The organism is Micromonospora sp. DT178, from assembly GCF_049841695.1.
GTDB lineage: Bacteria > Actinomycetota > Actinomycetes > Mycobacteriales > Micromonosporaceae > Micromonospora.
This window is the reverse complement of record NZ_JBNCKV010000011.1, coordinates 1-23,070: the sequence shown is the minus strand read 5'-3', so window position 1 is coordinate 23,070 and position 23,070 is coordinate 1. Positions and strand designations below refer to the sequence as shown.

The following is a 23,070-nucleotide window of genomic DNA, read 5'->3' as shown; positions in this document are numbered from 1 at the left end:
ACCCGCACACGCCCGCGCCAGAAAGGGGTTACCCCGGCAAGCCTACGACACGCTTCCCGGGGAAGATCTTTCCGCACAGCCCCCGCCGGATCACCGACCCAACGTCGACCGCAACCCCACCCGCACCAACGCCGCATGCAACTGCTGCGACAGCGCCACCAACTCCCGCGCCGTCTCCGCCGCCCGCGCCCGCGCCGCCGGATCACTCTGCCGCGCCAACGGCGCCACCAACTGCGCGAACAGACCAACCTCCCGATCCGCCGCCGTCCGGAACGCCCGCAGATGCCGCGGCTCCAACCCGTACGCCGCCAGACCCGCCACCGCCCGCGCGATGATCAACGCATCGTCGTCGTACCAACCCGGCGGATCCGACACCACCACACCGAGGCGCTCCAACTCGCCCAGCGTCGACTCGTCGATCCCGCTACGCGCCACCAGATCCAACCGGCCGAGCCGCGCCTGCGGCGACCCGACCGGCTCCTCCGGCACCCGCCCCGGAACCTCACCGTCCGGACCCACCGCCACCAACGTCGGCCGCTGCCGACCCGGCGACTCCCCGGACGCGTCCCACTGCGCCAACTGGTCACGGATCACCCGCAAAGGCAGATACTGGTCCCGCTGCGCGGTCAGCACGAACCGCAACCGCGCCACATCGTCCCAGCTGTACTTCCGGTAACCCGCCGCCGTCCGCTGCGGCTCCACCAGGCCCTCGGCCTCGAGGAACCGCAACTTCGAAATGGTCACGTCCGGGAAATCGACCCGCAGCTGACCCAGCACCTCGCCGATGCTCATCAGCGGACGGGCGCGGGCCGCCTCGGGCGGCGTGGAGGCCGCAGGCTCGTTCACCCCCGGCCGGCCCCCTCCTCGGGACGCGGACCGGCGATGAACACCACCCGGAACTTGCCGATCTGCACCTCGTCACCATTGCTCAACGTGGCCGCCTCGACCCGCTCCCGGTTCACGTACGTGCCGTTCAGGCTTCCCACGTCCCGCACCGTGAACGTCCCACCGTCACGGTGGAACTCGGCGTGCCGCCGCGACACCGTCACGTCGTCGAGGAAGATGTCACTGTCCGGGTGACGACCGCTGGTCGTCACGTCGTGATCCAACAGGAACCGGGCACCCGCATTCGGACCCCGGCGAACCACCAGCAGCGCCATACCCGGCGGCAACGAACCGGACATCCGGCTCGGCACCACATCGGTGTCCGGCCCCTCCAGCACTTCGTCGAGCGAACCGAGATTGAGCGTCGAAGTGACGTCGAGTGGGGGGAACTCGTCGTCTGGGCGCGTCATGGGACCACCTCACGGATCTGTTCGGTCGGCGTCGGGTAATGGCGGGTCTGGCCGCCGGGCACTCCAACACCCGGCGGCTGGCTCCCCGTGCCCGGAAAGGCAATTCCGCAACGCTGAACTATTTGGTTCTCGGTCGACTGGGCGAGCCTAGCCAGCGCCGAAATGCAGGGCAACCGGACGCGCGGAACACCCGCCACGCCCGGAGGGGACGCACTCAGCTCTCGGTGAGCTCACGATACGCGTCCGCGGACAGCAGACCGTCGACCGCCGCCGGATCGTCCGGGGTGATCTCCAGCAACCAACCCGCACCGTACGGATCGGTGTTGATCACCTCAGGGGTGTCGCCGAGCGCCTCGTTGCGCGCCGCCACCGTACCGCTCAGCGGGGCGTAGATCTCCGACACGCTCTTCGTCGACTCGATCTCACCCAACGACTCACCGGCCGCCACCACCGCACCCGCATCGGGCAGCTGGACGTACACGATGTCACCCAGGGCGTCCTGCGCGAAGTGCGTGATGCCGACCCGGACAGTGCCGCCGCCGTCACCCGCCACCCACTCGTGCTCGGCGGTATACCGCAGATCCTCAGGAATCACCAGACGCGTCCTTCATCCATCGGCGCACCGGAAACCCGGTGCGAGCCGCGCCGGTCAGGAGACCGGACGGGCGTGTTCCAGCTTGATCGGCGCGTGCAGCGCCGAAACCTCGGCAGCCTCACGATCCTCAACGATCAACTTACCGCCGTCACCCGTCACCGACGCCACCACCCCGCCAGGAATGTTCAAGGCCGTACGCATCGTCGCCGGATCACCGATCACCGTGATCGTGAACGGACCCGTCAACCGACGCCCGTCCACCACCAACGACCCGCCCTCCCCGTCCAGGAAGAACGTCGACGCGATGATCCGCACCGTCGCCCGGTCACCACCCGAGATCTGCATCGCCTCCGCGCCAGCGCCCCGCAACTCCTGCACCGCGTCCAACACCCGCGACGCCGAGATCGGCTTCTCACCCGCCTCGAACCGCACCGACAACCCCGGCCCCGTCGCCGGCAGCGTCCCCGCCAGGATCCCCAACTCGTCGGCCCGCCGCGTCGCCTCCTCCAACGCCGCCTGCCGACCCTGCTGACCCGAACGCAACTGCCGCTGACTCTCCTCCAGCGTCGCGATGTCCTGCCGCAACCGGACCTCCCGCGAATTCAGGTCGTACAGGATCCGCACCAGGTCCTCCTGCCGCGTCGCCGCCACCGTCGGATCCGTCGACGTCGACTTGAACTGCACCACCAGGGTGAACCCCAGCAACGCCAGCAACGCCGCGATCATCACCCCGGCCGAACTCACCCGCCGCCGCGGCGCCCCACCACCCCCGGACACCGCCGGCGCGACCCCACCCGCCTCGGCGGCCCGGCTCAGATCCACCGTCGCGCCGTCGTCGGGCTCCACCACCGCAGGCTCCTGCACGGGCGGCTCCACCGGCGGCGCCGACCGCTCCGGCGCCAACGGGCTCAACTCGTCCGGATCCGGCGCGTCCGGCCGCGGATCGGGCTCCCCCGCCGGACCCGACGGCCGCCCCGGACCCGCCGGCTGCGGCCAACCCGTGCCCGTCTCGGTGTGCTCGTCGCTGCTCATCGCCACCAACCTACGCCCGGAACAGGTGCCGACGGATCGCCGCCACGTTCCCGAAGATCCGCACCCCGAGCACGACCACCACGCCGGTGGAGAGCTGACCGCCCACCCCCAACTGGTCACCCAGATACACGATCAGACCCGCCACCAGCACGTTCGAAATGAACGACACCACGAACTGCTTGTCGTCGAAGATCCGGTCGAGCTTCGCCCGCACCCCACCGAACACCGCGTCCAACGCGGCCACCACCGCGATCGGCAGGTACGGCTGCAACGCCGTGGGCACCGTGGGGTCGAGCCACACCCCGAGGACCACACCGGCGAGCAACGCCAGCACCGCGATCATCGACCACCTCCGGAGGGGCTGGGAGACGTCCTCGAACCGGTCGGCCCAGGACTGACGGAACGGTCGGCCCCCGACGGCGACGGCGTCGGGCTCACCGAGGGCTGCGCGTAGCGTAGCCGCGGGTCCGGAGCCGCCGGCAGGGTGAGGTCCTCCGCCTCGCGCACCCCGAACGACAACCCGGTGTCCTCAGCCACCTTCCGCATCGTCAACGCGCTGCGGCTGTCCTCGTACCGGTCCCGCATCGACCCCGGACCGATCGCCGACACCTCGTACGGCCCCGTCACCGGCCGGAAGTCCACCAGGATCGCCTGCCCCGCCGAACGGATCGTCGACATCGCCGTCAACCGCTGACCGTTGATCGCGATCGCCTCCGCCCCCGCCGCCCACAGGTCGTTGGCCACACCCTGCAGATCGCTGTAGATCACCCGGGACGGCCCCACGTCCGCGCCGGTCACCGCGTCCTGGTTCTGCGGCGCGTCCGCCAGGCGCACCACCACGCCGTCACCACGCACCCGCCCCAGGCCGGTGCCCGCCTCCAGGTTGTGCAACCGCGCCGCCTCCGAGCCACCCAGCGCCGCCGCCCGCTGCCGTGCCACCTCCGCCCGCAGCTCGTCGGCCCGCACCGACAACCGGTCCGTCTCCGTCTCCCGCTGCTTGATCTGCTCGACCAGGCCGGACCGGGCCTGGCTGCGCCCCGGCTCGGCCTCCAGCGTCTGCCGGTACGCCACCGCGAACAGGAAACCCAGCAGCAGCGCCACCACCAGGGTCACGGAGCGCGCCGACCAGCGCCGCCACCCCGGGTACGGCGTCTGCCGCTCCCGACGCCGGGCCGCCGCGTCGGCGTACCCGGGATCCAGCGGGTTGCGGAACAGCTCGGTGAGGAAGTCCGGGGCGTACACCCGATCGCCGCGTCCCCGACCCTCGCCCGGTGCGCCCGTCATGCCGGCGCTCCCCCGGCCCGAACCGCCCTGACCAGCCGGCCGGCCTGCACGACGTAGAGCGCGCCGGCCACCCAGTAGAGCACCAGGCCCCACCAGGCCAGGCCCCAGCCGATCGCCCCGGCCACGGTCGCGGCGCCCGGCACCGCCGCGGCGAGCAGCAGGACCGGGAAGGCGGCCAGCAACAGGAAGGTCGCGGTCTTGCCCACGTAGTGCACCGGCGGCGGGCCGTACCCGTGCCGACGCAGCACCGCCAGCGAACCGAGCAGGAGCAGCTCCCGGGCCAGCAGCGCCGCGGTGAACTGCCAGGGCACCACGTCGCGCGCGGTGAAGCCGAGCAGCGTGGCGAGGATGTAGAGCCGGTCGGCGAGCGGGTCGAGCAGCTCCCCCAGCCGGCTGACCTGGCGCATCCGGCGCGCGACCCAGCCGTCCACCCAGTCCGTGGTGCCACCGATGGCCAGCACCACGACCGCGGCCACGTCGGCGTGCGCGACGAGCAGCAGGTAGAGGAAGAGCGGCACGCCGAGCAACCGGACGAAGCTGATGACGTTCGGCACCGTGAGGATCCGGTCGCCCACGGCCGATCCGCCCGTGCCGGCGGTGGCCCCCGGGTGCTCTTCCCGAGCCGGCGGACGCGACACCGAACCTCCTCCGCGACACGCTCCGCCGCCCGGCCGAGGACCGGCGGCGCGGAGAACGTGGGCGCTGTCGGGCCGGCTGCCGCCGGCGTCCCCTGCGGCCCCCGTACGGGACCTTCGCCTGACATCGGCCCGCGATCGTGACGATCACGGGCCGGTTGCGCTGCCACTATATCGGGCCCTCGGCGCCTCCTTCGGCCTCAGGCGTCCGGCCTGCCGGCGGCGGTGTCGTCGGGTGTGGTGCGTCACTACCCGTAAAGCATCCTAGGACACTAGTGGAGCGGCGGAAGGCGCGTGCACGAGGGGGACGATCCGTCAGGCGGTGCGGGCCCGGGAGTCCGCCGGCGACTCGGTCGGGGCGGTGGTGGCCGCGCGCTCGAAGGCCATCAACGCCAGCAGCAGCTCGTGCTGCGCCCGACCGGGCATCCGGTCCAGCACGGCCTGCACCGCCCGGTGCCGGCGCTCCTGCAGCTCGCGCAGCAGCGTCTCGGCGGCGGCCGTCGGCATCAGCCGCACCTCCCGCCGGTCGCGGGGATCGGGCACCCGGCGCAGCAGCCCGGTGGCCTCCAACCGGTCGCAGAGCCGGCTCGCCGAGGACGGCACGACGTCCAACAACTCGGCCAGGCCGTTGACGTTGGTCTCCGGCCTGTTGCTGATCAGCGACAGCACGCGCAGCTGCGTCGGGGAGACGGCCATCTGGTGCCGGGAGACCGCCGAGTCGAGCACACCGACGAGCGCCTCGGCGGCGGCGTCGATCGCCGCGGCGAGATTCGGAGGTCGCTCCACCCGGTGTCCCCTGCGATCGTCCCGCTCGTGTCCTGCCGGTGCGACGACGGCTCTCACCCGTCGCCCCGCCCGGCGGAACCACGCCAGTCCAGGCAGACGACGACCGCGTCGTCGCGCAGGTCGGCGTCCGCGTGCCAGGCGTGCAGTTCGCGCATCACCGTACCAACCGCTTCCGCCGGCGGTTGCAGCCGCGTGGACCGCATCGCCCGCGCCATCGTCCGCTCGCCGTACGCCCCGCGGTCCCCGGGGTCGGCGGCCCACACCCCGTCGCTGACCACGAAGAGCCGGTCCCCCGGTTCCAGCTCGAACTCCTGGACGTCGTAGCGGGCCTCGGCGAACATGCCCAGCGGCAGCTGCTGCTCCAGCTGGATGGGCGTCACCGTGCCGCCGCGCACCCGCAGCAGGTGCGGGGAGCCGGCGTCCACCGCCCGCACCCGGCCCGTGACGGTGTCCAGTTCGAGCAGCAGCGTGGCCACGTACCGGCGGCCGCGGTGCTGGTAGAAGACCGTGTCGGAGGCCAACTCGGCCTGCTCCACGAGGCTGCCTCCGGAGCGCCGGGCGTTGCGCAGCGCGTTCACGGTGACGGCGGTCAGCAGCGCCGCCGCCAGCCCGATGCCGGCGCCGTTGAGCACCGTCACGGTGAGCCGGTCGTCGTCCACGGACCAGTCGAAGTGGTCCCCACCCACCGTGTACGCCGGCTCCAGCTGGCCGGCGAGCTCGAACGCCGCGTGGCTCACGCCGCGCCCCGGCAGCAGTTCCCACTGCATCTCGGCGGCCATGCTGAGCCGCTCCCGTCGGCGGACCCGGCGGTAGCGGTCGGTCTCCCGGTCCGCCGCGCGCAGCACGACCGCCAACTCGCCGGCGATGTCCGCGGCCCGCTCGACGACGTCCGGACCGGGCGGAGCGGGCAGCTCGACCAGGAGCACGCCCAGCCGCTCCCCCCACACCGACAGCGGCAGGTAGAGCCGGCACCGGCCCTCGTCGTCGGCATCGGTCACCGGCTGCTGGCTGCTGAAGCAGCGCTGCGCCGCGTCGTGACAGGCGAGGAAGCCGCCGTCGGAGAGGTCCGCGTCGAGCACCGGCCAGAGCCCGGTGATCCGGTAGTCCGCGATGAACACGTCCGTACGCGAGGCGCCCAGGACGGACCGGATGGCCCGGTCCGCCGCCTCCACCACCTGGTCGGGCGGGGCCGCACGAAGCGCACGCGAGACCTGGCCCGGTGCCTCCAACATGATCATCCTCCGGAAGCTTGCCGTAGGGCAAGCATCATACGGAGGCCCCTCCCCCGTCCTCCGGGCGGGCGGGCGCACGGCAGGGGGCCGGCCGCCACACCCCGGGCGCGGACGGACGCACGGCGCGGGGGCCAGGTCGGTTCGGGCGGCGCCGGCGCGGCGGCCGGGGGCTGCGGGGCCGAGGGGGCTGCGGCCGCAACCGGGTGCTCGGGAGGCGGCCGGTTGCCGCCACAGCGGCCGGGGCCTCGGGCGTCGGCCGGATCTGCGGTGGCGTCGGTCAGGCCGGCGAGCGGACGGCGAGCCCGCCGTGGAAGGCGTCTGGCAGCTGGGCCGGCGGGCCGTCCGGACGCCACCGGGCGATCGGGACGATGCCGTCCTCGGTGGGCGTCCAGCGGCCCAGCAGCGGCACGAACGCGGCCGGCGGGCGCATCCGGAACGCCGGGCCCATCATCGCGAGGGCCTCCGGGAAGCCGGCCAGTTCCTCCGTGTCGAAGTCGACGGCGAGCAGGCTGCCCGGCGCGGTGGCCGCGTAGAGCTCGTCGAGGGTGCGGGCCAGTGTCTCGTCGTCGAGGAACGCGGCCAGACCGAGGAAGACCACGCCGACCGGCCTCCTCCCCCACCCCGGCACGAACCGGTGCAGCTGGGCCCGGTCGACCGTGCCGATGTCGGTGGCGTCGCCGTAGCCGTAGCCGGCCCGGTCGCTGCCGGCCAGCAGGCGCTGGCCGAGGCGGATGGTGACCGGGTCGACGTCGGTGTAGAGAACGGTGGCCTCCGGGGCGACCTCGTGCACGTTGCCCATCGTGGGCACCCCGGCGCCGAAGACGAGGAAGCTGTCCACCCCCCGCGCGGCCATCGCCCGGACCGCCCGGCCGAGAAAGGCGCGCAGCTCGCGGAAGACCGGCGCGCACGCCCCGTACGCCCGCTCGAAGTCGCGGGCGGCCGCCACGTCGACCGGGTAGTGGTGCTCCCCGCCGAGCCAGAAGTCGATCATCCGCGCGGTGCTCGGCTGGTCCGGCTCAACCATCGACGACGCTCCCTCCCCGGTGGGCGTGGACAGCGTACCCACCGGTCGGGCTGCGCGGTATCGGCCCGCCGACAGGTTCCCGGCCGCGATACTGGCCGGGAACCGGCGGGAGGTGGGCGGTGAACTCGGCGAACGGCGCGGCGGTGGTCGTCGGCGTGGACGGCTCGGACTCGGCGCTGCGCGCCGTGCGGCTCGCCGCCGTCGAGGCCGCCCGCCGGCACCGGCCGCTGCGGATCGTGCACGCCTTCATCTGGCCCCTGCTGCGCGTGCCGGTCGACGCCCCCGCCGGCGGCCCGCCCGGTGCCGGCCTGCGGCACCAGGCGGAGCAGGTCGTCGCCGCCGCCACGGACGAGGCCGAGGCGGCGGTGCCCGGGCTGCGGATCTCCGGCGAGATCATCGACGGCGAGGCCGCCGCGGTGCTGCTCGGCGAGTCGCCGGCCGCCGCGATGATCGTGCTCGGCGACCGGGGGCTCGGCGGCTTCTCCGCACTGGTGGTCGGGTCCGTCGCGGTGCAGGTCGCCGCGTACGCCGACTGTCCCGTGCTGGTCGCCCGGGGCACCGACCACCCCGACGGGCCCGTGGTCGTCGGCGTGGACGGCTCCGAGACGGCCCGGCTCGCCGCGGAGTTCGCCGTGGAGGAGGCGTCGGTACGCGGCGCGGCGCTGGTCGCGGTGCACGCCTACCGGCATCCGACCTCCACCGGACCCGGGGACATGCGACCACTGGTGTACGACGACACCGAACTGCGTTCCGAGGAGGAGCGGGTGGTCGCCGAGTCGCTGGCGGGGCTCACCCAGCGGTGGCCGGACGTGCCGGTCAGCCGGGAGACCACCCGGGGCCGCCCCACCACCGTGCTCGCCGAGGCGTCCCGGCGGGCCCAACTGCTGGTGGTCGGCCGGCAGGGGCGCGGGGAGCTGACCGGGCTGCTGCTGGGCTCGGTGAGCCAGTCGCTGCTGCATCACGCCGACTGCCCGGTCGCGGTGATCCGCGCGCCAAGCTGAACGAGCGCCAATCTGGCACTAGCGCCGACAGGTTTGCTGTGGAAACCTATTGGCATGACTACTGAGCCGATATCCGCCGGCGGCGATCCCCGCCGGCTGCTGTCCGAGGTTCGCTCCCTGGCGCACCGGGTACGTCTCGACCAACGGATGACCTGGGTCGCGCTGCTTGTGCTGGCCGGAGTGACGTTCGTCGGGATCCCGTTCGACTGGCTCGGCATGACGGTGCACTGCCACCCCGACACCAGCTGCGAATTCGCCCGCCGGGGCGTGCTGTACTACTGGCCGCCGGCGCTCCTGCTCGCCTACGCGGCGATCGCCGTCTCCTATGTGCGGGCTGCCCGGGCACGCGGGCTGGGTGCCCGGGTGTTGCCGTACGTGATCGCCGGCGCCGCGACGACCGTCGTGTTCACCGCCGCGTGGGTAGCCGCGGCCCTGTATTTTCCGAGCCACCCGGAGCCGATGCAGCCACTCTCGTACTGGTGGCTGGTGCTGGACCGGCTGGTCTCACCCTGGAGCATGATCGGTATCGCGCTGGTGGTGCTGGCCCGGATCGAGCGCAACATCGGGCTGCTGCTGTTCACCCTCGCCTACCTGGCCCTGGTGCTGCTGGTGCTGCCGATGAACGAGGGCTGGGGACTGGCAGGCTGGGGACTTCAGGCCCGATTCGCGGTGCCGCAAGCCATCAGCGGCGCGGTGCTGCTGCTCGGCGCCGTCGGGTTCTTCAGGGCGGCCCGCAGGCGGCAGCGGTGACAGCCGCGCCCGGCACCCCGGACCCGGATGCCGGGCACCCGGTCACCGGGCTGGACGAGGTGGTGCACCAGCGGGCACGGCTGGGCATCCTGACCATCGCGCACGAGGCCCACCGGGTCGAGTTCGGCTACCTTCGCACCCACCTCGAGCTGACCGCCGGCAACCTCTCCAAGCACCTCAGCGTGCTGGAATCGGCCGGCCTGATCGAGGTCGAGAAGGGCTACGAGGGCCGGCGCGGTCGCACCTGGATCACCCTCACCGCCACCGGCACCACCGCGCTCGCCAACGAGATCGCGCGACTCAAGCAGCTCATCGCCCGCGTGGAGACCACCAACGGACAGTAGCGACAACGTCGGCCGACCAGCCATCCCCGCCACCCGGCGCACGGCGACCGTGCGGCGGACCGGTCGCGCGGTTGGTCCCCGCGCAGGCGGGTAGACGACCGCGGTACGCCAACGGCGACGACGACCGGAGGAGGCAGTGATGCCAGGACCACGGCCGGGCAGCAACGCGTACGACAAGCAGCGGGCACGCATCCGGAACGCGATCGACGATTCGGGACGGCGGGTGCCGGACGACAAGGCCAACGACGTGGCCAACCGGATCCTGCAGTCCGACCGCGGGCAGCGGGGGGTCGTCCGCGGCGAGCGGGTCTACGGCCCCAAGGGCGAACGCGAACCGGGCGACCCGAAGTGAGGGCGACGAACCTGGCCGACGGGGCGATCGCCGGCGCGGTCGGCAGCACCGCCCTGAACGTGGTCAGCTACCTCGACATGGTGCTCCGGGCGCGGCCGGCGAGCAGCACCCCGGAGGAGAGCGCCGGGCGGGTGGCCCAGGTGGCGCACGTGGATTTGGGGCCCGAGGACCGGGCGGCGAACCGCCGCTCGGGCCTCGGGCCCCTGCTCGGCTACGGAATCGGCGTCGCGGCGGGAGTCGGGTACGCCCTACTCGCCCGGGGCCACCGGATGCCGCTGCCGCTGGCCGCCGGGGTGCTCGGCGGTGCCGTGATGACGATGTCCGACGGGTCGATGACCGTGCTGGGGGTGACCGATCCGCGCACGTGGCGCCGGTCGGACTGGCTGGCCGACCTCGTGCCGCACCTCGCGTACGGCGTGGCGGCCGCAGCCACCTGGAACCGGCTGCGGCCGCCCGTCTCGGGCCGGGGCTGTTAGCCCCGGGCGCTCTCGTCGTCGGCGACCGGCTCGGTGGCCGGGCCGTACGGCGACACCTGCCCCCGGGGCACCGGGCGCCCCTCGTCGCCGTGGGACGAGCCGCGGTTGCGCGGGTGCCCCGCGGGGTTGGGGCCCTTGCTGTCCTGGCTGGTGGCGCCCTTGTTGTTGCGGCGGAATTCCTCCTGCTGCGGGTTCACCACGGGTTTCTCCTTCCGGGGTCCGACCGTGTCCCACGCCGGTTACCCGTCCGCCCCGGCGGCATACCCGCCGGGGCGGACGGTCGCAGGGGTGGCCGGGCGCAGGGCGGGTACACCCCGAGGATGGGCGACGACCGGAAGGTGGCGCGGGTCCTGCTGGACCGCCGGGGCCGCACGTACGCCGAGGAGGCGGGCATCACGCTCGCCGACCGGCCCGCCCCGCTCTACCAGCTGCTGGTGCTCGCCACGCTGCTGAGCGCCCGGATCCGGGCGGGGGTGGCCGTGGCCGCCGCGCGGGAACTCTTCGCCGCCGGCTACCGGACCCCGCAGGCGATGGAGGCGGCGAGCTGGCAGGACCGGGTCGACGCGCTGGGCCGGGGCCACTACCGCCGCTACGACGAGCGGACCTCGACGATGCTCGGCACCGGCGCCCGGCTGTGCCTGGACCGCTGGCGGGGCGACCTGCGCCGGCTGCACCGCGACGCCGGTGGTGAACCGGCCGGGCTGCGCCGGCTGCTGACGGAGTTCCCCGGCATCGGCCCCACCGGCGCCGACATCTTCCTGCGCGAGGCGCAGGTGGCCTGGCCCGACCTGCGCCCGTACGCCGACCGGCGGGCCCTGGCCGGCGCGAAACGCCTCGGCCTGCCCGGCTCGGCGGAGCGGCTGGCCGGGCTGGTCGAACCGGCCGACTTCGGCCGGCTCGCCTCGGCGTTGGTCCGGGTGGCCCTCGGCGAGGAGTCCGCCGGTGAGGTCACCCGCGCCGCCGCCACCTGACGCTGACCGCCCGGGAACGGGACGTGCTGCGGCTCGCGGCCTACTTGGCCGTCTTGTCGCCCGGCTTCGTCAGGTGCCACACCAGCAGCGCCGCCAGCAGCGCGAGCACGACGAGGCCGCCCGACACGCCGCGGCCGTCCTCCTCGCTGCGTCCGGTGGTGCCGAAGTAGATCACCGCGAGCCCGGCCAGCACGGTGACGAACGTCCGCATCCCTCGGTCTTTCACGTACCGGACCGTACGTCCGCCTCCGCGCCGTTCGTGGTGGTTCGGCCCGCCGTCACCCGACCGGGTCGGGGCCGGCGGGGAAGCCGCGCAGCCGGACCCGGCGGATCGTACGGCCGGACACCTCCACCACCTCGACGGTCAGCCCGGGCAGGTGCACGGTCTCCCCCGGTCCGGTCGGCAGGTGCCCCAGCCCGGCCAGGACCAGCCCGGCCACCGTCGTGTACTCCCGCGACGGCCGGAAGTGCAGGCGCACGCCGACGTCGGCCAGGTCGTGCAGCGGGAAGTCGCCGGGCACCAGCAGCGAGCCGTCCGGTTCCCGGGTCACCCCGGTCACGTCCCGGTCGGTCTCGTCGTACAGCTCCCCGACGACCTCCGCCAACAGGTCCTCCAAGGTGATCATGCCGTCGACCCCGCCGTGCTCGTCGACGACGAGGGCGAGCTGCTGGTGGCACAGCCGCAGCTCGCGCAGCGCGTCGGAGACGGGCAGGGTGCCGGGCAGCAGCAACGGCGGACGGGCCCGGTCGGCGACCGTCACCACGTCCGCCTCGACGAGTTCGCGGATGTGCACCACGCCCCGTACCTCGTCGAGCCCACCCGGCCCGACGACCGGGGCGCGGGAGCGGCCGGCGGCGGCGAGGCGGCGCAGCCCGTCGGCGGCAGGCAGCGTCGCGGGGAGCACCGTCACGTCCAGCCGGGGCACCAGGATGTCCCGCAGCGTCCGGCCGGCGATGTCGAACGCGCCGGTGAGGATCTCCCGCTGCTGCGCGGACAGGCCCCGCTGGCTGACCAGGATCTCCCGCAGCTCGTCCTCGGTCATCTCCGTCCGGCTGGCGCGCGGGTCCCCGCCGGCGAGCCGCACCACCACGTCGGTGGCCTTGCTGAGCAACCAGACCGCCGGCCGGGACAGCCGGGCCAGCAGGTCCAGCGGGCCGGCGCTGACCAGCCCCCAGCGTTCCGCGCGCTGCATCGCCAACCGTTTGGGGGCCAGTTCGCCGACGACCAGGGTGACGAACGTCAGCAGCACGGTGACCAGGACGACCGCGACGCCGCGCGCGGCCCCGCCCAGGAAGCCCAGCGGCCCCACCAGCGGCTCGGCCAGGGAGATCGCGGCGGCGGCGGAGGCGAGGAACCCGGCGAGGGTGATGCCGAGCTGGATGGTCGCCAGGTACCGGTTGGGGTCGCGGACCAGCCGGGCCAGCCGCTCCCCCGACCCGCTGCGCCGGCCCAACTGCCGCACCTGCCCCTCGCGCAGCGTCACCAACGCCATCTCGCTGCCCGACAGGGCCGCGTTGACCAGCACCAGCACCGCCACCAACGCCAGCTGACCGAGCTGCGCCCCCATGTCAGTCGACCTCCAGGTCGTCGAGGGAGATCTTGTGCGTCATCAGCCACCGTGCCAGCGCCGACATCCCGAACAGCCACAGCGGCGCGGACTCGGTGGTGCCGTTGGTCGCGAAGATCGCGAAACGCAGGTCCGGCGCCCGGTACGCCTCGATCCGCCATTTGTGCTGCCTGTCCCGCCAGACCGCGGAAGGGTCCATGGCGCCACGCTAGGCGACCGCCGGCCCCGCCGGGGCGGCTTCAGGACCCGGCCGTCACCACGACCCGCGCGTCGTCGGGCAGCCGCCGGGTGACGCCGCGGCGGTCCAGCAGCTCCAGCAGCGGCACCGCGACCCGGCGGGTGGTGTCCAACGCCCGCCGCGCGGCGCTGAGCGTGAACGGCTGGGGCAGCCCGGCCAGCACCCGCACGGCGTCGTCGGCCGCGCCGGGCAGCAGCACCACGTTCTCGGCGAGCCGCAGCAGCGCGCCCGCCCGTACGGCCGCGCCGATCTCCCGGGGACCCAGCCCCAGGTCGGCGAGGTGCTCGGCCTCGGGGGCGCGGAACGGGCGGTCGGCGTACTCGGCGCGCACCCGGGCCACGGCCCGGGCCACCGGCTCCGGCAGCGCGTCGACCGCCGACGCGCTGACCCGGCCGGCGCGCAGCCGCAGCGGCGGCCGGACCAGCGCCTCGACCAGCGCCCGCTCGGGCAGGCCGAGGCGCTGCCGCAGCAGCTCGACCGGGGCGCCCGGCTCCAGCGGGTGCTCCCGGGCGTGCCGGGCGACCTCTTCGACCAGCCGGGCGCCGAGGCTGCGCCAGTGCTCCGGGTCGGCCAGCCAGTCGCCGGCGACCGGCCGGCCGGTGACCTCGACGCCGGTGCGGATCAGGTCGGCGGCCCGCGCCAGTCGCCGCCGGCGCAGCTCCCCGGCCAGGTCGGGGCGGCCGTCCACCGTCGCCAGCACGGCCGCGCGGGCCACCGCCGCGCCCCGGCGGTTCAGCGGCGGCGGCGCCACGTCCAGCACGGTCACCCCGCCGGCGACGTGGTGCCGGCCCGGGTCACGCAGCAGCGCCCGGTCCCCGACCAGCAGCGGCAGTGGCCGGGCCAGCCGCAGCCGGGCCGTGTCCGGGCCGAGCGGCCGGACCCGCGCCGGCACCGCCGCCGCGCCGATGTGCAGGGTGAGGGTGGCCGGCAGGTCCCCGGTCGGGTCGCCGGCCAGCCGGACGTCCAGCAGGTCCGTGCGGTGGAACCGGCCGGGGGTCAGCAGCGCGTCGCCGCGCCCCAGGCGGTCCCGGGGCGTGCCGCGCAGGTTCACCGCCACCCGGGCGACCGGGTCGACCTCGGGCCGGGCCACGCCGAGGGAGTGCAGGCCGCGTACCCGCACCGCCTCCGCGCTGCCGGCCAGCTCCAGCTCGTCGCCCACCCGCAGCCGGCCGGCGCCGAGGGTGCCGGTCACCACGGTGCCGGCGCCGCGCACGGTGAAGGCGCGGTCCACCCACAGCCGTACCGGGGCGTCGGCCCGTGGGGCGGGCAGCCGGGCGGCGAGCCGGTCCAGCGCCGCACGCAGCTGCGGCAGGCCGGCGCCGGTCACCGCGCTGACGGCGACCGCGTCGACCGCGCCCAGGGAGGTGGCGGCCAGCTCCGCCCGGGCGCGGGCCGTCGCCGGCCCCGGATCCGCCAGGTCCGCGCGGGTCACCACCAGCAGGCCGTACGACACCCCGAGCGCGTCCAGCGCCGCCAGGTGCTCGGCCGACTGCGGCATCCAGCCCTCGTCGGCGGCGACGACGACCAGCGCGGCGGGCACCGGGCCGACGCCGGCGAGCATGTTCGGCACGAACCGCTCGTGCCCCGGCACGTCGACGAACGCGACCGTGGCGCCCGAGGGCAGCGTGCTCCAGGCGAAGCCGAGGTCGATGGTCATGCCCCGGCGGCGTTCCTCGGCCCACCGGTCGGGTTCCATCCCGGTCAGCGCCCGGACCAGGGTCGACTTGCCGTGGTCGACGTGCCCGGCGGTGGCCACCACGAACACGCCTCAGCCCTCCCCGGGCACCCGCAGCACGGCGGCGCGCAGCGCCGCGTCGGCGTCGGCGGGGACGCAGCGCAGGTCCAGCAGCAGCCGCCCGCGCAGCACCCGGCCCAGCACCGGCGGGTCGCCGACGCGCAGCGGAGACGCGTACCGCTCGGGCAGGCTGAGCGCCCACGAGGCCAGCTCGACGCCGGGGGCTCCACCGCCGCCGACAACCGCCCCGGCGGGCACCACCTGCGCCTCGCACCCGTCGGCGGCGAGCGCGTCGCGCAGCCGCTCGGTGCGCGCCCGCAGCGCGCCCGGGTCGGCGTGCAGCGCGGCCCGGGTGGGGGTGGCCGGATCGCCGAGGGTGGCGGCGAGCGCGGCGAGGGTCAGCTTGTCCACCCGCAACGCCCGGGCCAGGGGGTGCCGGCGCAGCCGTTCGACGAGGTCGGCGGCACCGAGCAGCAGCCCGGCCTGCGGGCCGCCGAGCAGCTTGTCGCCGCTGGCGGTGACCAGCGCCGCCCCGGCCCGCAAAGTGCTGGCGGCGTCCGGCTCGGCGGGCAGCAGCGGGTCGGGCGCGAGCAGCCCGGAGCCGATGTCGGCGACCACGGGGACGCCGAGGGTGGCCAGCCGCCGCACCGGCACGGCGGAGGTGAAGCCGGTGACCTGGAAGTTCGACGGGTGCACCTTGAGCACGAAGCCGGTACGGGGACCGATCGCGGCGGCGTAGTCGTCGAGGGTGCTGCGGTTGGTGGTGCCGACCTCGCGCAGCCGGGCGCCGGTGCTCTCCAGCAGGTCGGGCAGGCGGAACCCGTCGCCGATCTCCACCAGCTCGCCCCGGCTGACGACGATCTCGGCGTCGGCGGCCAGCGCGGTGGCGGCGAGCACCAGCGCGGCGGCGCCGTTGTTGACCACGTGCACCGCGCCGGCGTCGGGCACCGCCGCCGCGAGGGCGTCGAGGGCGTCGCGTCCGCGCCGGGCCCGCCGCCCGGTGCGCAGGTCCAGCTCGACGTCGGTGTGCCCGGTGGCGGCGACGACCGCCGCGACGGCGGCGGGCGACAGCGCGGCGCGACCCAGGTTGGTGTGCAGCACCACCCCGGTGGCGTTGAGCACCGCCCGGGGCGCCGGCGCGGGCAGGGCGGCCAGCGCGGCGTCGCGTACCGCCTCGGGGGTGATCTCGCCCCGGCGGGCGCGCTCCTGGGCGCGGTGGACGGCGGCCTTGACCCGCTCCCGTCCCAGGGCGCCCGCCGCGGCGGTCAGCCGGGGGTCGGCGAGCAGCGCGTCGGTGCGCGGCACCCGCCGGCGCGGATCGGCCGCGACGTCCCCCATGGTCCTCACTTCCGCAGCGTGGCGGAGACGGACGGGAATCGAACCCGCCTGGCCCGGATCCCGGACCACACCGGTTTTGAAGACCGGGAGGGGCACCAGCCGCCTGAACGCCTCCACGCAGCAGTGAACCACAGGCCCGGCGGGCGTGCGCGGGAGGGCGTCAGCCCTCGGCGGCGCGGCGCCGCTCGAGGCGCTCCCGCTGCGGCACCACCGTGTACTTCGGATCCTTCGCCGAGGCCACGCCGCCCTCGAAGATGCCGAACCGGGTCGCCACCGAGGCGCCCAGCAGAGCCACCCCGGACAGCGCGGAGAGCGTCCGGCTGCGCCGGCCCAGCAGCGCTCCGGCCACCCCGAGCGCCGTCAGGGCCCGCCCGGCACGCAGCAGTCGACCGGCCCGACCGGTGCGGTAGGGCTCACTGAGCAGCCCGAGGCGGGTCTCCACCCGGTGCGCGCCGTACAGCTCCAGGGCCGCGCCCGCCACCGCCATCCGGCGGGCGGGCCCGGCCTGCGCGGCGGGCGCGGCGATCAGTCCCACTCCCGCGCCGCTGGCCAGGGCGCTGCCCGCGAAGATGACCGGCAGCTCCGGGTACGCCTCGTGCCAGGACGGCACCGCCGTGTCGGCCAGCAGCACCCCGGTGTACGTGGCCAGCGCCGGCGCGGTCGCCGCGGCGGCCAGCCCGGCGGCGTGCCCGACCGGCGGCAGCGCCCGGCGGACGAGCCCCGGCAGGCCCCGCCCGGGCAGCCACGACGCGCCCTCGGCGACCGCCGCGATCCCCGCGGCCGGACCGAAGACGCTGAGGATCCAGGTGCCCACGGACATGGGCGAGGTGGGCTTGGCCACCCGCAGCATGTGGTGGAACCGGGCGGGCCGCCCCAGATCCTTGATCAGGAAGACGGTGCTGGCGGTGACCGCCGCCAGCGAGGCGACCCGGCCGGCGCGGCGCAACGCGGGCCGGCCGGTGAGCTGCCCGCCCGCCGCGAGCAGCGACGAGCCGGCCGCCAGCCCGCCGGTGAACAGGTACGCGGCGATGTCCCACTTCCAGACCGGCGCCTTGAGGATGGGACGGCCGTAGTAGGAGGTGAACTCGGCCTCCGGGACGGCCAGCTCCTCGCCGCCACGCCGGCCCCGCCGCCGCCCGCGCCTGGCGGGCGTCCCGGGCACGGGCGCGTCGCCCCGCGGCGCGACCGCCCCGGGCGCGTCGCCCCCGGCCGGGCGGCCCACGCCCGGCGCGTCCGTCCCATCGCCGGCCAGCCGCGCGCCACCCGCCCCCGTGCCGCCGTCGAGGCGGTCGAGGAATCGGCGGAACAGGTCGCCGACCGGGCGATCCGCGGTCACGAGGAACCTCCCACGAACGCGGCCACGGCCGCCGCCGCCATCGCGAGCGCGGCCAGGCCCGCCCGCTTCCACATCTTCGGCAGGTCCCGGGTGGTGACCACCGGGTCCGGCGGCAGCCCGTACACCTCGGGCTCGTCGAGCAGCAGGAAGAACGCGCCGTCGCCGCCGACCCCGTCGCCCGGGTCGTGCCCGTAGAGCCGCGCCTCGGGCACGCCCCGCTCGTGCAGGGTTGCCACCCGGGCCGCGGCCCGCTCCCGCAGCTCGTCGAGGGGGCCGTACTGGATGGACTCGGTGGGACACGCCTGCGCGCAGGCGGGAGTCCCGCCCGCGCCGATCCGGTCGTAGCACAGCGTGCACTTCCACGCCCGGCCGTCGCCCTTGCGCTGGTCGATGACGCCGTACGGGCAAGCGGAGATGCAGTAGCCGCAGCCGTTGCAGATGTCCTCCTGCACCACCACCGTGCCGAACTCGGTGCGGAACAACGAGCCGGTCGGGCAGACGTCGAGGCAGGCCGCGTGGGTGCAGTGCTTGCAGACGTCGGACATCATCAGCCAGCGGAAGTCGGTGCGCCCCTCCGCGCCCCCCGCGCGCCCCGGCGGTTGTGCCCCGGGCATCCCCAGGAACTCCGGCCCGCCGGTCCGGTCGGCCGTGCCCGTGCCGGCGGGGCCCGTGTCCGTGCTGGTGCTGGCGGGGCCCGTGCCCCTGCCGGTGCTGCTCGCGCCGCCGGTGCCGGTCCCCGAGCCGGTGCCGCCGGCCATGCGTGCGGCCGCGTCCGCCGCGCCCGGCGGCACCCCCGGCTCGGTGCCGGTCGGATTGCCCACGCCGGCGGCCACCGCCGCCGACGAGGCGCTGACCGAGCCGCCCGTCGGCGTGCCGGCGAACGGCGGGCTGCGGTGCCCGGCCGGGCGGGGCTGCTCGACGAACGCGACGTGCCGCCACGAGTTCGCTGTCAGCGCGCCGGTGTTGTCGTACGACATGCCGAGCAGGTCCAGCCCCGAGCCGGGGACGTCGTTCCACTCCTTGCAGGCCACCTCGCACGCCTTGCAGCCGATGCAGACGCTGGTGTCGGTGAAGAAGCCCATCCGGGGCGGGGCGTCGGTCCAGCCGGCCTCCGGGGCGGGATCCAGCGGCCCGGACAGGCTGTGCGGGTCAGGAAGCATCGCGGCCCTCCCCGGCGCCGTCGGCGGGAGCCGGCGGGGGAACCGCCCCCGGGGTGAGCGTCGGGGCCGGGCGGCCGGGAACGATGCCCGCCCGCCGCTGGTAGTCCGCCACCAGGTCCAGCAGGGCCGGGCCGGTGGGCCGCCGACCGGGCCGCACGTCACAGGTACCGATCTTGCTCTCCTGGATCAGCACGTTCGGGTCCAGGGTGATCCCGAACAGGTCGTTGGCCGAGTCGCCGGTCACCAGGCCCTCGAACCCGAAGTGGTACGGCAGCCACACCTGGTGGATCACCCGACCGTCCACGCGCAGCGGGCTGAGCCGGTCGGTGACCAGCACCTTCGCCTCGATGACCGCCCGCCCGCTGACCAGGTGCGCCCAGCCCAGGTGCGCCAGGCCCGCCTCCGCGGCCAACTCCGGGGACACCTCGACGAACATCTCCGGTTGCAGCTCCGCCAGGGGCCGCACCGTGCGGCTCATCCCGCCCGCCGTGTGGTGCTCGGTGAGCCGGCTGACCGTGAACACGTACGGGAAGACCTGACTGTGCTCCTGCGGCGGGCTCGGGTTCACCGAGTTCACCGGGTGCGCGTACACCTTGCGGGTCGGATTGGCCTGCTGCCGGTAGAACGGGTTGCGCACCGGCGACTCGGCCGGCTCGTAGTGCGTCGGCAGCGGGCCGTCCAACACGCCGCTGGGCGCGTACAGCCAGCCCTTGCCGTCGCCCTGCATGACGAACGGGTCGTCGCCGGCGATCCCCTCCGGGCCGGACGCGCCCTGCGGCGGCCGGTACGTTGGCGGCTTGGTCCGCTCGAAGTCCGGCACGTCGTAGCCGGTCCACTCCCCGGCGTCCGGGTCCCACCACACATAGCGCTTGCGTTCGCTCCACGGCCGGCCCTGCGGGTCCGCCGAGGCCCGGTTGTAGAGGGTGCGCCGGTTCGCCGGCCACGCCCAGCCCCACTCGGCGGCCACCCAGTCCTGCTCGTGGCGCGACCGGCGCCGCGCCGCCTGGTTGACGCCGTCGGCGTACACCCCGGAGTAGATCCAACAGCCGACGGCGGTGGAGCCGTCGTCGCGGGCCTCGGCGAACGCGGACAGCGGGCGGCCGGTCGCCACCTCGTAGCCGTTGATCTCGCGCAGCACCGCCTCGGCGTTCGGCTCGGCGTGCGGGCCGTGCGTGGGATAGTCCCAGGCCAGGTCGAGCAGCGCCCGGTCGCGCGGCAGGTCGGAGCCGGCCAGCTTCTCCCGCAGCCGGCGCCCCAGATGGTAGAAGAACCACAGCTCGGAGCGGGCGTCGCCCGGCGGGTCGACGGCCTTCTCCCGCCACTGCAGCAGCCGCTGGGTCTGGGTGAAGGTGCCCTCCTTCTCCACGTGCGAGGCGGCCGGCAGGAAGAACACCTCCGTCTTGCACTGCTCCGGCACGATCTCGCCGGTGGCGACCTCGGGACTGTTGCGCCAGAACGTGGCGCTCTCGATCATGAACAGGTCGCGGACCACCAGCCAGTCCAGGTTGGCCATGCCCAGGCGCTGCGCCCGGCCGTGCGCCGAGCCGACCGCCGGGTTCTGGCCGAGCAGGAAGTAGCCCCGCACCTTCCCGTCGATCATGTTCAGCACCTGCTGGTACGTCCCGTGGTCGCCGGTCATCCGGGGCATGTACCCGTAGCAGAAGTCGTTCTCGGGGGCCGCCGCGTCCCCCCAGTACGCCTTGAGCAGGCTCGCCGCGTAGGCGCGGGCGTTGCCCCAGAAGCCCTTCTGGCCCGGGTGGCGGATGCTGTCCACCCACTCGTCGAAGGTGGGATGGTCGGCGTGGTGCGGCATCGGCAGATAGCCGGGGAGCAGGTTGAACAGCGTCGGGATGTCGGTGGAGCCCTGGATGCTGGCGTGCCCGCGCAGCGCCAGGATGCCCCCGCCGGGGCGGCCCATGTTGCCCAGCAGCAGCTGGATGATCGCGCCGGTGCGGATGTACTGCACGCCGACGCTGTGCTGCGTCCACCCCACGGAGTAGATCAGCACGCCGGTGCGCTCCCGGCCCGAGTTGGCCGTCCATGCCTCGGCCAGCTCCAGGAACTTCTCCCGGGGGATGCCGCAGACCCGCTCCACCATCTCCGGGGTGTAGCGGGCGAAGTGCCGCCTGAGGATCTGGTAGACGCAGCGTGGATGCTGCAACGTCTCGTCCCGCTCGACCTGCCCGCCCACCTCGGCGCCGTGCGACTCGTGGCGCAGCCCGGCGGCGGTGTCCCGCTCCTTCGCGGTGTGCCCGCTGCCGGAGTCCGACTCGTGGCCCGCGTACTGCCAGGAGTCCTGGACGTAGCTGCCCGTCTCCGGGTCGAACCCCGAGAAGAAGCCGTCGCCGTCCTCGGTGTCGACGAAGCGCTCGCTGACGATCGTCGCGGCGTTGGTGTACGCCAGCACGTACTCCCGGAAGTCCAGCTCGTTCTCCAGGATGTAGCGCACCACGCCACCGAGCAGCGCGATGTCGGAGCCCGCACGGATCGGCAGGTACGTGTCGGCCACCGCACTGGTGCGGGTGAACCGCGGATCGACGTGGAACACCTTGGCGCCGCGCCGCTTGGCCTCCATCACCCACTGGAAGCCCACCGGGTGGGCCTCGGCCATGTTCGAGCCCTGGATGACGATGACGTCAGCGTTGGCGACGTCCTGCTGGAAGTCCGTCGCGCCACCGCGACCGAAGCTGGCCCCCAGACCGGGGACGGTGGCGGAGTGTCAAATGCGCGCCTGGTTCTCGATCTGGAGCGCCCCCATCGCCGTGAACAGCTTCTTGATGAGGTAGTTCTCCTCGTTGTCCAGCGTCGCCCCGCCCAGGCTGGAGATGCCCAGCGTGCGGTTGAGCGGCCGGCCCTGCGCGTCGACGTCCTCCCAGGTCTCCGCGCGCGCGGCGAGGATCCGGTCGGCGATCATGTCGAGCGCGACGTCGAGCTCCAGATCCTCCCACTCGGTGGCGTAGGGCCGCCGGTAGCGGACCTTCGTCTGCCGCAGAGGGCTGGTGACGAGGCTCTTGCTGGCCGATCCCTTCGGGCACAGCCGGCCCCGGGAGATCGGGCTGTCCGGGTCGCCCTCGATCTGGGTGACCTCGTTGTCCTTGACGAAGACGCGCTGACCGCAGCCGACCGCGCAGTAGGGGCACACCGAACGCGCCACGCTGTCGGCGGTCTCGGTGCGGGCGGTCAACTCCGCCGAGCGGCCGGACTGCGCCGCGGCGCCCCGGCCCAGCGGGTCGGTGCCGGTGAGTTGCCGGTAGACCGGCCAGCCCTGGATGAAGGTCCGCAGGCCCACGCGCGGCACCCCCCTCTCCCGGCCCGTCCGACGCCGCCAACATGAACATAGGCCAGGCCGCGCGGGACCGCGACCCGTGCCGCGGATCGCCACCCGGCGGTCGCCCACTCCCCCGCGCTGCGGGGGTTGCTGCTCGACACCATGAGCGGCACCGGCGGGGGCGAAGACAGCGCCGCCCCCGGGCCCGGAGGCTCGGGGGCGGCGCCGGTGTCGGTGTGCAGGTCGCCTCTCGGCGAGTGGCGCGACGCGGCTCCAGCCGGACGGTATTCCGCGAAGGCAATTTAGGTGAGGCCCGGGGACACTGGACACACCGACACCTCATTCAACCAGCCGACGGCCCGCGATGTTCCACCGGCGCGGATGTGCCGCCGGCCGGCACCGAGTCAACGGTGCCGGCCGGCGATCCCCCTTGTGGTGGAAAGTCTGTGTCAGGTTGTTGTCGGGTCAGCTGTTCTGTGTCAGCTGTTCCAGTGTTCGGCGACGAGGTCGGCGGCCTGCTGCTCCCACTGGGCGTAGTGGTCCGGGTACGCCGACACCTGCACCGTCTGCGCCGCCTTCGTCAGGGGCATGTCCTGCCAGCCGTCGACCTGCTTGAGGCCCTTCAGGAACGCCGTCGTCGAGTACTCCGG

Annotated in this window: 25 protein-coding genes and 1 tRNA gene; 6 read left to right on the top strand and 20 right to left on the bottom strand. The window is 74.6% G+C overall.

The annotated features are described in order from the left end of the window. Nucleotides 1–90: 90 nt before the first annotated feature. The 10 genes from ACLQ22_RS20950 to ACLQ22_RS20905 all read right to left on the bottom strand — a co-directional run bounded on the left by ACLQ22_RS20950 (nucleotide 91) and on the right by ACLQ22_RS20905 (nucleotide 7,883). On the bottom strand, nucleotides 91–792 hold the full coding sequence (locus tag ACLQ22_RS20950; RefSeq protein WP_425693951.1) for a MerR family transcriptional regulator: 702 nt from the start codon (nucleotides 790–792) through the stop codon (nucleotides 91–93). A gap of 50 nt (nucleotides 793–842) precedes the next feature. Beyond that, nucleotides 843–1,295: an oxoglutarate dehydrogenase inhibitor Odhl gene (gene odhI / locus ACLQ22_RS20945; RefSeq protein WP_089000305.1), complete on the bottom strand. Its 453-nt coding sequence runs from the start codon at nucleotides 1,293–1,295 to the stop codon at nucleotides 843–845. Between the two features lie 214 nt (nucleotides 1,296–1,509). Continuing rightward, nucleotides 1,510–1,890, bottom strand: coding sequence for a glycine cleavage system protein GcvH (gene gcvH / locus ACLQ22_RS20940; protein ID WP_425693789.1), 381 nt, complete (start codon nucleotides 1,888–1,890; stop codon nucleotides 1,510–1,512). A gap of 54 nt (nucleotides 1,891–1,944) precedes the next feature. Next, nucleotides 1,945–2,922 carry a DUF881 domain-containing protein gene (locus tag ACLQ22_RS20935; RefSeq protein WP_425693788.1) on the bottom strand — a complete coding sequence of 326 codons (978 nt, stop codon included), beginning with the start codon at nucleotides 2,920–2,922 and terminating at the stop codon, nucleotides 1,945–1,947. A 10-nt stretch (nucleotides 2,923–2,932) separates the two neighbouring features. Continuing rightward, nucleotides 2,933–3,265 carry a small basic family protein gene (locus tag ACLQ22_RS20930; RefSeq protein ID WP_089000302.1) on the bottom strand — a complete coding sequence of 111 codons (333 nt, stop codon included), beginning with the start codon at nucleotides 3,263–3,265 and terminating at the stop codon, nucleotides 2,933–2,935. Further along, nucleotides 3,262–4,206 carry a DUF881 domain-containing protein gene (locus ACLQ22_RS20925; protein ID WP_425693787.1) on the bottom strand — a complete coding sequence of 315 codons (945 nt, stop codon included), beginning with the start codon at nucleotides 4,204–4,206 and terminating at the stop codon, nucleotides 3,262–3,264. The genes ACLQ22_RS20930 and ACLQ22_RS20925 overlap by 4 nt, the downstream gene beginning before the upstream one ends. Then, the gene (locus ACLQ22_RS20920; RefSeq protein ID WP_425693786.1) at nucleotides 4,203–4,844 is read right to left on the bottom strand and encodes a CDP-alcohol phosphatidyltransferase family protein; all 642 of its coding nucleotides are present in this window, start codon (nucleotides 4,842–4,844) and stop codon (nucleotides 4,203–4,205) included. The genes ACLQ22_RS20925 and ACLQ22_RS20920 overlap by 4 nt, the downstream gene beginning before the upstream one ends. Before the next feature lie 312 nt (nucleotides 4,845–5,156). Then, nucleotides 5,157–5,627, bottom strand: a complete 471-nt coding sequence (locus ACLQ22_RS20915; RefSeq protein ID WP_425693785.1) for a MarR family transcriptional regulator — start codon at nucleotides 5,625–5,627, stop codon at nucleotides 5,157–5,159. 53 nt (nucleotides 5,628–5,680) lie between these two features. Then, a complete protein-coding gene (locus ACLQ22_RS20910) occupies nucleotides 5,681–6,859 on the bottom strand; it encodes a PP2C family protein-serine/threonine phosphatase (protein WP_425693784.1) in 1,179 nt (392 codons plus the stop codon). Nucleotides 6,860–7,136: 277 nt separating this feature from the next. Then, nucleotides 7,137–7,883 carry an SAM-dependent methyltransferase gene (locus ACLQ22_RS20905; protein WP_425693783.1) on the bottom strand — a complete coding sequence of 249 codons (747 nt, stop codon included), beginning with the start codon at nucleotides 7,881–7,883 and terminating at the stop codon, nucleotides 7,137–7,139. A 119-nt stretch (nucleotides 7,884–8,002) separates the two neighbouring features. Between ACLQ22_RS20905 and ACLQ22_RS20900 the strand changes: the two genes are divergently transcribed. From ACLQ22_RS20900 to ACLQ22_RS20880, 5 genes are all read left to right on the top strand, one after another. Further along, nucleotides 8,003–8,884 carry a universal stress protein gene (locus ACLQ22_RS20900; protein WP_425693782.1) on the top strand — a complete coding sequence of 294 codons (882 nt, stop codon included), beginning with the start codon at nucleotides 8,003–8,005 and terminating at the stop codon, nucleotides 8,882–8,884. Between the two features lie 54 nt (nucleotides 8,885–8,938). Continuing rightward, nucleotides 8,939–9,634 carry a hypothetical protein gene (locus ACLQ22_RS20895; protein ID WP_425693781.1) on the top strand — a complete coding sequence of 232 codons (696 nt, stop codon included), beginning with the start codon at nucleotides 8,939–8,941 and terminating at the stop codon, nucleotides 9,632–9,634. Continuing rightward, nucleotides 9,631–9,978, top strand: coding sequence for a transcriptional regulator (locus ACLQ22_RS20890; RefSeq protein ID WP_425693780.1), 348 nt, complete (start codon nucleotides 9,631–9,633; stop codon nucleotides 9,976–9,978). The genes ACLQ22_RS20895 and ACLQ22_RS20890 overlap by 4 nt, the downstream gene beginning before the upstream one ends. A gap of 139 nt (nucleotides 9,979–10,117) precedes the next feature. Then, the gene (locus ACLQ22_RS20885; RefSeq protein ID WP_101409922.1) at nucleotides 10,118–10,330 is read left to right on the top strand and encodes a phosphatidylethanolamine-binding protein; all 213 of its coding nucleotides are present in this window, start codon (nucleotides 10,118–10,120) and stop codon (nucleotides 10,328–10,330) included. Continuing rightward, nucleotides 10,327–10,806: a hypothetical protein gene (locus ACLQ22_RS20880; protein ID WP_425693779.1), complete on the top strand. Its 480-nt coding sequence runs from the start codon at nucleotides 10,327–10,329 to the stop codon at nucleotides 10,804–10,806. The genes ACLQ22_RS20885 and ACLQ22_RS20880 overlap by 4 nt, the downstream gene beginning before the upstream one ends. Here the strand turns inward: ACLQ22_RS20880 and ACLQ22_RS20875 are convergent. After that, a complete protein-coding gene (locus tag ACLQ22_RS20875) occupies nucleotides 10,803–11,006 on the bottom strand; it encodes a hypothetical protein (protein WP_132237737.1) in 204 nt (67 codons plus the stop codon). The two genes, ACLQ22_RS20880 and ACLQ22_RS20875, sit on opposite strands and share 4 nt — an antisense overlap. Nucleotides 11,007–11,126: 120 nt before the next feature. Between ACLQ22_RS20875 and ACLQ22_RS20870 the strand changes: the two genes are divergently transcribed. After that, nucleotides 11,127–11,777, top strand: a complete 651-nt coding sequence (locus ACLQ22_RS20870; RefSeq protein ID WP_425693778.1) for a hypothetical protein — start codon at nucleotides 11,127–11,129, stop codon at nucleotides 11,775–11,777. A 40-nt stretch (nucleotides 11,778–11,817) separates the two neighbouring features. Here ACLQ22_RS20870 and ACLQ22_RS20865 read toward each other — a convergent pair whose 3' ends face one another. From ACLQ22_RS20865 to fdh, 9 genes are all read right to left on the bottom strand, one after another. Beyond that, complete coding sequence (locus tag ACLQ22_RS20865) at nucleotides 11,818–12,003, bottom strand: hypothetical protein (protein ID WP_148710079.1); 186 nt, start codon at nucleotides 12,001–12,003, stop codon at nucleotides 11,818–11,820. A gap of 52 nt (nucleotides 12,004–12,055) precedes the next feature. Continuing rightward, nucleotides 12,056–13,345 (bottom strand): hemolysin family protein, encoded by a 1,290-nt coding sequence (locus tag ACLQ22_RS20860; RefSeq protein WP_425693777.1) that lies wholly within the window; start codon nucleotides 13,343–13,345, stop codon nucleotides 12,056–12,058. Between the two features lies 1 nt (nucleotide 13,346). Then, the gene (locus tag ACLQ22_RS20855) at nucleotides 13,347–13,544 is read right to left on the bottom strand and encodes a hypothetical protein (RefSeq protein ID WP_089000292.1); all 198 of its coding nucleotides are present in this window, start codon (nucleotides 13,542–13,544) and stop codon (nucleotides 13,347–13,349) included. 40 nt (nucleotides 13,545–13,584) lie between these two features. After that, nucleotides 13,585–15,348 (bottom strand): selenocysteine-specific translation elongation factor, encoded by a 1,764-nt coding sequence (selB, locus tag ACLQ22_RS20850; protein ID WP_425693776.1) that lies wholly within the window; start codon nucleotides 15,346–15,348, stop codon nucleotides 13,585–13,587. A gap of 3 nt (nucleotides 15,349–15,351) precedes the next feature. Beyond that, complete coding sequence (gene selA / locus ACLQ22_RS20845; RefSeq protein WP_425693950.1) at nucleotides 15,352–16,656, bottom strand: L-seryl-tRNA(Sec) selenium transferase; 1,305 nt, start codon at nucleotides 16,654–16,656, stop codon at nucleotides 15,352–15,354. A gap of 19 nt (nucleotides 16,657–16,675) precedes the next feature. After that, nucleotides 16,676–16,771, bottom strand: a tRNA-Sec gene (locus ACLQ22_RS20840). A 45-nt stretch (nucleotides 16,772–16,816) separates the two neighbouring features. Beyond that, nucleotides 16,817–17,992 (bottom strand): NrfD/PsrC family molybdoenzyme membrane anchor subunit, encoded by a 1,176-nt coding sequence (nrfD, locus tag ACLQ22_RS20835; protein ID WP_425693775.1) that lies wholly within the window; start codon nucleotides 17,990–17,992, stop codon nucleotides 16,817–16,819. Beyond that, the gene (locus tag ACLQ22_RS20830) at nucleotides 17,989–19,152 is read right to left on the bottom strand and encodes a 4Fe-4S dicluster domain-containing protein (protein WP_425693774.1); all 1,164 of its coding nucleotides are present in this window, start codon (nucleotides 19,150–19,152) and stop codon (nucleotides 17,989–17,991) included. Before ACLQ22_RS20830 ends, nrfD begins: the two co-directional genes overlap by 4 nt. Next, nucleotides 19,142–22,441, bottom strand: a complete 3,300-nt coding sequence (gene fdh, locus ACLQ22_RS20825) for a formate dehydrogenase (RefSeq protein WP_425693773.1) — start codon at nucleotides 22,439–22,441, stop codon at nucleotides 19,142–19,144. Before fdh ends, ACLQ22_RS20830 begins: the two co-directional genes overlap by 11 nt. Nucleotides 22,442–23,070 lie beyond the last annotated feature (629 nt).